Genomic DNA, 8,617 nt, shown 5'->3' on the forward strand with positions numbered 1-8,617 from the left:
TAATCGAGAAGAAGATATCACTTCAGTAATCTCTGTTGGTGATGCAATCGAAGCAAAATTTACTGGTGTTGATCGTAAAGCTCGCGTAATCAACTTATCTGTTCGAGCTAAAGCGGAAGCTGAAGAATCAGCAGCAATTGCTCAAGTGAACAAACAAGAAGTTGAAGTACCAAACGCAATGGCAGCAGCATTTGCTCAAGCTAAAGGCGAATAATTCACACTTCTAGTGTAATCAAGGCGGATATGTGTTTAAGCATATCCGCTTAGTTACAATAGAATATTGCAGCGACTGATTATATTTAAGTAAAGAGGGATATTTAAATCTAATTAGTTCATAGGATAGAAAATATGACTAAGTCAGAATTAGTGGCTAACTTAACAACGTTGAATCCATTACTTCCTTCCCATGCAATTGAAGAGGGTACTAATGAAATTTTAGAAAAAATTGTTTCTGCATTAGCAATGGGTGAACGTATTGAAATTCGAGGATTTGGTAGTTTCTCCATACGTGATAGAGACGTGCGTGTTGCTCGTAATCCTAAAAATGGAGAGCACGTTAAACTTGAAGCCAAAACAGTCGCACATTTCAAAGCAGGAAAAAAACTCAAAGAGTGTGTTGATTTAGTCTAGTTTTTTATGAAGGTAGATATGATTAAATATATTTTAGGTTTTGTAATTGTATTAACGGTAATTTTAGTTAGTATTACTATTGGAGCAAATAACGATCAGCTCATTACGTTCAATTATGTTATTGCACAAAGCGAATTACGTTTATCTACCCTTGTTGCCATCTTATTTGGATTTGGATTAATTCTAGGTTGGTTGATTACAGGTATTTTCTACCTTAAAGTGAAATTGCAAAATATGGCATTAAATCGCCGTGTTAAACGCCAATCACAACAAATTACCGAACTGACCTCGCCTAAGGCTGAATAATGCTTGAATTATTGTTCCTTTTACTTCCAGTTGCTGCCCTTTATGGTTGGTATATGGGGCGAAGAAATGCTAAAAAGGATCAAGAAACTGTTCAAAATCAATTTTCCCGCGACTATATGACGGGATTAAACTTTCTCTTATCTAATCAGCAAGAAAAAGCGGTTGATCTTTTTCTTTCTATGTTGCAAAAGCAAGAGTCCGAAAATCAGATTTCTCAAGAATCACAATTTGAGGCAGAACTTACATTAGGCAATTTATTCCGCTCTCGTGGTGAAGTTGATCGTGCTTTACGCATCCACCAAGCAATAGACGCCAGTCCTGATTATTCTATTGAGCAAAAACTACTCGCCAAACAGCAGCTAGCTAAAGATTTCTTGGTAGCGGGCTTCTATGATAGAGCAGAAAATTACTATATTTTATTGCTTGATGAACCTGATTTTGCTGTTAATTCCCTCACACAATTGATGACCATTTATCAAAAAACTAAAGAGTGGAAAAAAGCAATAAATGTCTCGGAAAAACTGCTGCAAATTTCTTCTAAGACGGACAAAACACCACTAGCTCATTATTATTGTGAATATGCACAAGCGGTTAAAAATGATGATCAAAAAGCTTTCTTAGATGCATTGAATAAAGCATTGTCTCATTTGCCAAATTGTTGTAGAGCTTCTATGTTACTGGGGGATTTTTACTTAACGAATAAGCAATTTCGCTTGGCAGCAGATTATTACGAGGCCGTGCTCGGTCAGAATGTTGATTATATTGGCGAAGTATTAGATAAAATTAAGAATTGCTATTTAGCCTTAAACGATCTTGCAGGCTATGAACTCTTTTTGATTAAGGCAAATCAAGTAAAACAAAATCCAAATGTTGATTTAGCTTTAACACGGTTAATTGATGAAAAAGATGGTAAAATCGCTGCACAATCTAAATTGTATCAGCAGTTATGCCAATTCCCCAATATGCTTACGTTCCACCGTTTTATCTATTACCAAATTAACGAAGCAGAAGAGGGAAATGGTAAAGAAAGCCTGATTTTGATACATAATATGGTGGGCGAACAAATTAAAAAGAGTTTTAAATATCGTTGCTCAAATTGTGGCTACCAAAGCTACCGTTTAAGCTGGTATTGCCCATCTTGCCGTCACTGGGAAACGATTAAAACTACACACAGTATTGAACCACAATCTCACTAATTGGAGTTTTTATGAATAATAAAGTTATCGTTGCACTTGACTATGAAACAGAGTATGAAGCACTGAATTTTGTTGATCAGGTTGATCCTTCACTTTGTCGCTTAAAAGTAGGCAAAGAAATGTTTACAACGCTCGGTACAAATTTTGTGAAACAACTCCACGAACGTAAGTTTGATGTGTTCTTAGATTTAAAATATCACGATATTCCAAACACCGTAGCTCGTGCTGTGCGTTCGGCAGCAGATTTAGGTGTATGGATGGTTGATCTTCATGCTTCTGGCGGTTTAGCGATGATGGAACAGGCTCGTAAAATTCTTGAGCCATACGGTAAAGATGCCCCATTATTGATTGCAGTAACTGTATTAACCAGTATGGAAGATTTAGACTTGTTACAAATCGGTATTAACGCTTCGCCAATGGAGCAAGTAATTCGCTTAGCTCATTTGGCTCAACGTGCGGGCTGTGATGGCGTAGTTTGCTCACCAAAAGAAGTGGAAGTATTGCGTACTCACTGTGGTAAAGATTTCAAACTTGTGACCCCGGGTATTCGTCCTGAAGGAAGTGATTTTGGTGACCAACGCCGTGTAATGACTCCAAAACAAGCAATTGAAACAGGTTCAGATTTCCTTGTTATCGGCCGCCCCATTACTCAAGCTGAAGACCCGCTTGCGGTACTTAAAAGCATTAACGCAAGTATTGCGTAATTGTGCATAATTAAAAAAACTTACTTATCCCCTCGCTTGAGGGGATTTTTATCTGGACTATTTATAGGAATTATTATGACATTAGTCTATTCAACAGAAATCGGCAGAATTAAGCTAGAAAAAATAAAAGAAGAACGTCCAAAAGGTGACGGTATCGTTCGTATTCAACGCCAAACAAGCGGTCGAAAAGGAAAAGGCGTTTGCATTATCACAGGTTTAGATTTAGAAGATACCGAATTAAAATTCCTTGCTACAGAACTAAAAAAACGCAGTGGCGTAGGAGGTTCAGTCAAAAATGGCACGATTGAAATCCAAGGTGATAACCGAGAATTGCTTAAACAAGTTTTAGAACAGAAAGGTTTTAAGGTGAAATTAGCTGGGGGCTGATTTCAGCCTGAAAATATTAAAAAACTAAATGTAAAATTTAGGTGAAATTTAACCGCTTGTAGTGAAAGCTACAAGCGGTTTTTTAGATATAAAAGTCGATTTTAATTTTTGAAAATCACATCTTCTTTCGGATCATAATCTGTTGCTTTTAACACTTTGTTTTCTTCAAAGTATTTTTTTAACATTTCCGCATCAATAAAGCCTGTATTGACGTAAGTAGGGTGATTTTTCATCACTGGATAGCCATCACCACCGCCTGTTAAATAATCAGGAATAGAGATTTTATAAGTTTTGTTCATATCTAAAGGCTGACCACCAACTTTTACATCTGAGATGTTTTTTGCACTGCGATCAACAACCATTGAAATACCTGCAAGTTGTGGATAGCCACCAGTGTCCGTCTGTTTTAATGCTACTGTTGTTAAGAAATCCACTAATTCTTGACCTTTCAAATCAAGCGTAGAAATCATATTACCGAATGGTTGAACGGTTAAAATATCTTTATAGCTTACATCGCCTTCAGGTAATGAAGCACGAACACCACCACTATTCATAATACCAATATCCGCTTTCACACGTTCCATTTGTGATTGGGCGATTAAACGACCTAAATTGGTTTGTTCAAAACGAACTGCCTCACGTTTACCATTGAAGATACCATCAGTTTTACCGACGATAACGCCTAATGTTTTATCGCCTTCATCTTGGTATTTTTTCAATTTAGCGTGTAATACTGCATCAGGTTGAATCTCTTCGGCATAAAGTTTGTATTCACGCGTGCCATCTTCTTTTTTGATAGTTTCTTTTAAGTTAATTGGAATTAGCTTGTAATCTACTAAAGTGGCTTTACCATTTTCAAATTCGAAATCAGTACGCTCTAAATATTCACCCCATTCGCCTAATTGCATAATCCAAGAACTTTTTTGGTAATCTGGTTTACATGCTATTGTTGGTTTGTATTTTCGATAAATTGACCTTTTTCATTGAAATAAACGGTATCGTATGTATGACTGTATAATATTAGAACAAAAGGATTAAGCCCCAAGTAATAGCAAAGAGCACCATTGCTACGAAAACAGCAGCAGAGCCAATATCTTTGGCACGACCTGAAAGTTCGTGATATTCCGAGCCGATGCGGTCGACAACCGATTCCACTGCGCTATTGAGTAATTCAGCAATCAAGACAATAAAAATGCTACCAAGAAGTAAAATTTTCTCGATAGCATCATTGCCGAGCCAAAACGCCAGCGGAATTAAAATAATTGCTAACCAAACTTCTTGGCGAAAAGCCGCTTCATTGATATATGCTGATTTCAAGCCTTTCATTGAATAGCCTGCTGCTCGAATAACTCGTGTAAAATTTGCTTTATTTTCAGGTTTCATAACTTAATCCAAAAAAAGAAAAACGGGCGATATTTTATCTAAAGAAATCGTTTGTAACAAAGATAAAATCACTTTTTAAACAAAAATTAACCAGTTATAACGTAAATAGGCATAATTTTTTATCTGAATTGAACTTTTCCCTATTCCATTAAAAGAAATTTTCGGCTAATCTGAGAACTCATCATTTATCGATGAATAATTGGTCTTTTATTTTTTCAGAAGTGAAACATTATGAGTAATTCTTTATCTTCAAAACTACTAGGCGGTAATCTTGTATTACGTATCGCAGTAGGTCTAATCTTAGGGATAGGCTTAGCCCTTGTAAATCCTGAATGGGCAAAAGATGTTGGCGTTTTAGGTCAATTCTTTGTGAAATCTTTACGTGCTATCGCGCCGATCTTAATTTTTGTCTTGGTTATGTCGACCATCGCAAATAAAGAAGTGGGCTCAGATAGTAAAATCAAGCCGATTCTTGTACTCTACGTACTAGGTACATTTGTGGCTGCATTAACAGCTGTAGTATTAAGCTTCCTATTTCCAACGACTTTAGAATTAGTCGCAAGCCCTGATGGCTTAGCACCGCCAGATGGTATCGGTCAAATTATTAAAACCGTGGTATTTAACCTTGTTGATAATCCTCTTCAAGCCCTTGCAAATGCAAATTTCATCGGTATTTTAGCGTGGTCTATCGGTTTAGGTATTGCATTACGCCACTCTTCACCAAGCACTAAAACATTCTTAAGTGACTTTGCTGATGCGGTTTCAGCTGTTGTTAAAGTTGTTATTGCCTTAGCACCAATTGGTATTTTCGGTTTAGTCGCAGATACATTTGCGACTAACGGTTTAGATGCTTTCATTGGCTATGGTCGTTTATTATTAGTATTACTCGGTGCAATGGTGATTGTTGCATTCATCTTAAACCCACTTATCGTGTGGTGGAAAATACGTCGCAATCCATACCCACTTACTTTCATCTGCTTACGTGAAAGTGGCGTGATGGCATTCTTTACCCGTAGTTCTGCAGCGAATATTCCTGTAAATATGGGGTTATCAAAACGCTTAGGTTTACGTGAAGAGATTTATTCACTTTCTATCCCACTTGGTGCAAACATTAATATGGCGGGGGCTGCAATTACCGTTACTGTATTAACACTTGCAGCGGCTTACACACAAGGTATTGTGCCTGATTTCTGGTCTGCGTTATTATTAAGTATTGTGGCTTCAATTTGTGCTTGTGGTGCATCTGGTGTAGCAGGAGGTTCACTCTTATTAATTCCATTAGCATGTAGCTTATTTAACATCCCGAACGATATTGCCGCACAAGTAATAGGTGTAGGCTTTATCATTGGGGTTATACAAGATTCAGCTGAAACAGCGTTGAACTCATCAACAGACGTATTATTTACCGCTGCGGTAAGTATGGCTGAAGATCACAAAGAAAATTCATAAGGAGAACAAAATGGGTACATTTGGTTACGCAATGATGACAGTTGTTGCATCACTTGCCATGATCTGTTTTTTAGCATTTAGTATTTTCTAATTGTGTTATAAAGAGAGTGGCATCCTATCTTGATCTGCACCTTAGTTAGTTGGACTAAACAACCAACTAACTAAGGTGCAGATTTTTTATGACCAAATACAATTTTCTTTTCAAACAATAAGTCATTGAGTTTTATCTCCAAAATAGTAAAAATTATTCACTTACCCGAATGATGAAACAAGCTGTAGCAAGAGTTCGATGGAAAGCTTCTTTGGACGATTAAAAACGAAATGTTATTACGGTAAATGATTTGAGACCGTTCGAACAACTGGAAAAACGATCTATGAGTACATTCATTATTACAATCCTAAACGCATTCAGAGGAGACTAAAAGGACTCAGCCCTGTGAATGACAGAACTCAGTCCTTGAAATAAATAAGTCTAACTTTTTTGGGGGCAGATTAAAACTATGCTTTTATTATTAGTGATAGAAATTAAAGTTTCGCTTTAATTGCTTCTGCAACTAATTCCGCTTCTGGGCCTAAAATCACTTGCAATCCATCATTGCCGATTTTAACGTTGCCTTTTGAACCTAGGGTTTTGAGTTTGACTTCGTTAATGTTGTTGTGATCAACGAGGGTTAAACGTAAGCGAGTGATACAAGCATCTACAGTTTTGAAGTTTCCTGCTCCACCGAGTGCATCAATAAATTGAACTGCTCTTTCTTCTCGTGATTGATTTGTTTGTCCTTGAGGAACTACTTCGGTTTCCTCTTTTTCTTCTTCACGACCTAATGTTTTGAGGTTGAATGTTTTAATCGCAAAACGGAATACGAAGTAGTAAATTATAAAGAAAACTAAGCCTTGTAGGATAAGCATATACCAGTTCACGGCAAGAGGGTTACCTGATGAAAGCACCATATCCACTAAACCCGCACTAAAGCCAAAGCCTGCGATCCATTGCATGGTTGCTGCAATGAAAACGGAGATACCTGTTAAGATTGCATGGATTAAATATAGCACAGGTGCAACGAACATAAAGGAAAATTCAAGCGGTTCGGTGATACCTGTAAAGAAAGAAGCTAATGCACCAGCTAACATAATAGAGGCAACTTTTGCTTTTTGGCTTGGTTTCGCACAGTGGTAAATAGCAAGGGCTGCACCTGGCAAGCCGAACATCATCATTGGGAAGAAACCAGCTTGGTACATACCTGTCACACCGACAGTCGCAGTACCTTCTGCTAAAGATTTTGCACCACCTAAGAAGTTTGGAATATCGTTAATGCCTGCCACATCAAACCAGAATACAGAGTTTAATGCATGGTGTAAGCCAACAGGGATTAACAGGCGGTTGAAAAAGCCGTAGATTGCTGCACCGAATGCACCTAAATCTTTGATGGATTCACCAAATGCAACGAGAGCGTTGAAAATGTGAGGCCATACGTAAAGTAAGATGAAAGAGACAAGCATCATTACGAAAGAAACAATGATCGGCACTAAACGTTTGCCGCTAAAGAAGGATAGTGCTTTTGGTAATTCTACTTGATAGAAGCGGTTGTAAAGTTCAGCAGAAATTACCCCGATTAAAATCCCGATAAATTGGTTGTTAATTTTACCAAATGCAGCGGGCACCTGGCTGGCATCAATATGTTGTAATTGAGCCACGCTTGCAGGGGAGAGTAGAGTAGTCACTACATAGTAACCGACTAAACCTGAAAGTGCTGCGGAGCCGTGTTTGTCTTTAGAAAGCCCAAATGCCACCCCAACAGCAAATAATAAGCCCATATTATCAATAATTGCCCCGCCTGATTTTATCAGTAAGGCTGCAAGTTGGCTATTTGCCCCCCAACCATCTGGGTCTGCCCAATAACCAATCCCCATCAATACCGCAGCGGCTGGTAAAGCTGCTACAGGCACCATTAAGGCTTGCCCAATTTTTTGTGCATAGCTGAGAATACTCATAAGAAACTCCTTTTGTTTTGAATGTATATAAAGAATACTGGTTTTGTATTAAAAATAGCAAGATGAATGATATAAATTTGTGAAGTTGATCACTATATTTAATTTATTAAAATGGCGTAATACTCTAAAAGTATTTTATTTGCATATTGTAAAAATTCCTAAAAGGGTAGAAATAAAAAGAGTGTGACATTGATCACAGAATGGAAATTTAACCGTTTTGCTTTATTGACAGAGATCCCGTAAGAAAATATGATTTAACCAAATCATTTTATTTTAAAAAGTGATTGCTTCACTTCATTTTAAAAGAATGAGTTTACTGGTTGTGTTTTTAGTTTTTTATTGAGAAAACGATAGGAACATAATGAGTTTTTCATCACACACAAGGAGTCTAATATGACTAAATATTGTTCTTCCCTCAATAATGAGTCTCGTCGTCATTTCCTTAAAGTTGCAGCGGGTGTTACTGCAGGTTTTGCATTTAGTGGTTCATTAGGTACATTCGTGCCAAATGCAATGGCAAGTGGTATTAAAGGTAAAACCATTGAAGCAGGGATCGCATACCCGCTTTCA

At 37.3% G+C, this 8,617-nt stretch carries 9 protein-coding genes and 3 pseudogenes; 9 read left to right on the top strand and 3 right to left on the bottom strand.

What is annotated here, in order from left to right:
• From KH943_RS07675 to yciH, 6 genes and pseudogenes are all read left to right on the top strand, one after another.
• Positions 1-214: pseudogene (locus tag KH943_RS07675) on the top strand (30S ribosomal protein S1); the annotation flags it as partial.
• A 134-nt stretch (positions 215-348) separates the two neighbouring features.
• Positions 349-630, top strand: a complete 282-nt coding sequence (locus tag KH943_RS07680; protein WP_304109717.1) for an integration host factor subunit beta — start codon at positions 349-351, stop codon at positions 628-630.
• A gap of 21 nt (positions 631-651) precedes the next feature.
• Complete coding sequence (locus tag KH943_RS07685) at positions 652-936, top strand: LapA family protein (RefSeq protein ID WP_304109730.1); 285 nt, start codon at positions 652-654, stop codon at positions 934-936.
• On the top strand, positions 936-2,132 hold the full coding sequence (gene lapB / locus KH943_RS07690) for a lipopolysaccharide assembly protein LapB (protein ID WP_304109719.1): 1,197 nt from the start codon (positions 936-938) through the stop codon (positions 2,130-2,132). The genes KH943_RS07685 and lapB overlap by 1 nt, the downstream gene beginning before the upstream one ends.
• Before the next feature lie 11 nt (positions 2,133-2,143).
• Positions 2,144-2,836, top strand: coding sequence for an orotidine-5'-phosphate decarboxylase (gene pyrF / locus KH943_RS07695; RefSeq protein WP_304109720.1), 693 nt, complete (start codon positions 2,144-2,146; stop codon positions 2,834-2,836).
• Positions 2,837-2,911: 75 nt separating this feature from the next.
• The gene (gene yciH / locus KH943_RS07700) at positions 2,912-3,223 is read left to right on the top strand and encodes a stress response translation initiation inhibitor YciH (RefSeq protein ID WP_304109722.1); all 312 of its coding nucleotides are present in this window, start codon (positions 2,912-2,914) and stop codon (positions 3,221-3,223) included.
• 101 nt (positions 3,224-3,324) lie between these two features.
• Here the strand turns inward: yciH and KH943_RS07705 are convergent.
• Positions 3,325-4,238, bottom strand: a pseudogene (locus KH943_RS07705) (5'-nucleotidase C-terminal domain-containing protein); the annotation flags it as partial.
• 5 nt (positions 4,239-4,243) lie between these two features.
• Entirely contained in the window at positions 4,244-4,606 is a 363-nt protein-coding gene (locus tag KH943_RS07710) for a diacylglycerol kinase (RefSeq protein WP_304109724.1), read from the bottom strand.
• Positions 4,607-4,837: 231 nt separating this feature from the next.
• Between KH943_RS07710 and sstT the strand changes: the two genes are divergently transcribed.
• Entirely contained in the window at positions 4,838-6,055 is a 1,218-nt protein-coding gene (gene sstT / locus KH943_RS07715; RefSeq protein ID WP_304109726.1) for a serine/threonine transporter SstT, read from the top strand.
• Positions 6,056-6,341: 286 nt separating this feature from the next.
• Positions 6,342-6,521: pseudogene (locus KH943_RS07720) on the top strand (integrase core domain-containing protein); the annotation flags it as partial.
• A 59-nt stretch (positions 6,522-6,580) separates the two neighbouring features.
• Here KH943_RS07720 and nagE read toward each other — a convergent pair.
• The gene (nagE, locus tag KH943_RS07725; protein ID WP_304109728.1) at positions 6,581-8,047 is read right to left on the bottom strand and encodes an N-acetylglucosamine-specific PTS transporter subunit IIBC; all 1,467 of its coding nucleotides are present in this window, start codon (positions 8,045-8,047) and stop codon (positions 6,581-6,583) included.
• 393 nt (positions 8,048-8,440) lie between these two features.
• Here nagE and KH943_RS07730 point away from each other — a divergent pair.
• Positions 8,441-8,617 (top strand): twin-arginine translocation signal domain-containing protein (locus tag KH943_RS07730; protein WP_304109731.1); only part of this gene is annotated, 177 nt, incomplete at its 3' end.

Source organism: Haemophilus parahaemolyticus, from assembly GCF_018373095.1.
Taxonomy (GTDB): Bacteria; Pseudomonadota; Gammaproteobacteria; order Enterobacterales; family Pasteurellaceae; genus Haemophilus_A; species Haemophilus_A parahaemolyticus_A.